The sequence below is a fragment of the Microcystis sp. T1-4 genome, assembly GCF_000297435.1.
In the GTDB taxonomy this organism is placed as follows: Bacteria; Cyanobacteriota; Cyanobacteriia; order Cyanobacteriales; family Microcystaceae; genus Microcystis.
This window is the reverse complement of the sequence record NZ_CAIP01000306.1, coordinates 1-661: the sequence shown is the minus strand read 5'-3', so window position 1 is coordinate 661 and position 661 is coordinate 1. Positions and strand designations below refer to the sequence as shown.

Here is a 661-nt window from a genome sequence, read left to right as displayed (position 1 = left end):
TCTCATCAAAACACAGCCAGGGATTTTGCTGGTCATACTCACTATGATAAATATCCAAGACATCTTCCATGGCACAGACAAACTCCGCTGATTCTTTTGGGGGAATGACCCATGATTGATTCAGCCATGGTTTCAATTCATTTTTTTTAAGGTTTTTCTGATGGTTTCTCGTGATATTTTTTCCACATATTCAAGTTCGACCATTTTATCTGCCAGCATTTGAAGTGTCCATTTTGCTCGTCCCGTTGGTGTTTCACTACAAGCGATGGCAATCAGATCTGCTTCCTTTTCCCCATCGATAATTTTGGCCCGGCGATGTTCTTGCTTTTTTCGAGTTAATGATGATTCAATTCCTGACTCGACAAATCTTTGTCGTACTCTCTCAATGGTGGCTTGAGCAACATTTAAGGCTTCACTAATTTTCGAGTCAGTCCAACCACCTTCCTGTTGATTGACGTCTGCTAAAAGCAGTATTCTGGCATGGTTCATTTTGTAAGCTGCTATTTTTCCTTTCTTGGTTAGCTGCTCGAGTTCAGTTCTTTCGGAGTCTGTTAGATCTACAATATATTTTTTCTTCGGCATTTTTTTGTCTGAAGTTGGATAACTTCTTCCAGATTAGCTCTTTTTTTATCCCTCAAAACAAAATTGATGCTCTACTACA

The 661-nt window shown here is 39.3% G+C and carries 1 pseudogene; it reads right to left on the bottom strand.

Features of this window, described 5'->3' with window-relative positions:
• Positions 1–582: pseudogene (locus MICAI_RS16500) on the bottom strand (IS630-like element ISMae29 family transposase); the annotation flags it as partial.
• Positions 583–661 lie beyond the last annotated feature (79 nt).